The following is a 737-nucleotide window of genomic DNA, read 5'->3' on the forward strand; positions in this document are numbered from 1 at the left end:
ATCGCATTCACAAACATGAAACCCTTGAGATGGAAAGTATTCTCAGTAGTCAAAAGCTAGCCAAGAAAATGCAACAGGAACTTGGCGATAAAAAACAAGAGCACCTAGTGGCGCTCTATCTCAATACTCAAAATCAAATCATTCATCAGCAAACTATTTTTATCGGCTCTGCGACACGCAGCATTGCAGAACCAAGGGAAATCCTTCACTATGCCATCAAGCATATGGCGACTTCTGTTATTTTAGTCCACAATCATCCATCAGGCGCAGTAGCACCTAGCCGAAATGATGATCATGTAACCAAGTTAGTCAAGGAAGCCTGTGAACTGATGGGAATTGTGTTCTTGGACCATTTGATTGTCTCTCACTCTGATTACTTTAGTTACCGTGAAAAGACGGATTTGATTTAAGATTGCACATGATCTTACTCAATTACTTTTAAAACATAGGAATCTACTTCTGCCATATTGATAACAGGAAGAGGTTTTATCGTGGGTACAAGTAAATCTTCTTGAACGATAAAGTTGACAATCGAATTGAAATCTTCGATTTTATAATATCTTTTTTTATGAATGAGAATATCTCTGTAAAAGTAAAGACGTGAATGAAATTTACTTTTTAGTTTAGCATCTGCCTTTTTACAAAATAGTTTTGCCTTTTTAGACATTTCTTTCAGCTGTTTTTCTTTTTGAGATAGTTTATCGAAATTCTCTTTATTCTTAGAAAAAGATTGGTAA

At 35.3% G+C, this 737-nt stretch carries 1 protein-coding gene and 1 pseudogene; one reads left to right on the forward strand and one right to left on the reverse strand.

Annotated elements, in window-relative coordinates; translation table 11 throughout:
* Positions 1–410: RadC family protein (gene radC / locus GMD4S_RS09815; protein WP_000306032.1), on the forward strand; the 410-nt coding region annotated here is incomplete at its 5' end.
* A gap of 14 nt (positions 411–424) precedes the next feature.
* On the opposite strand, the pseudogene GMD4S_RS13600 reads toward radC, so the two are convergent.
* Positions 425–737: pseudogene (locus tag GMD4S_RS13600) on the reverse strand (hypothetical protein); the annotation flags it as partial.

This window comes from Streptococcus sp. GMD4S, from assembly GCF_000296955.1.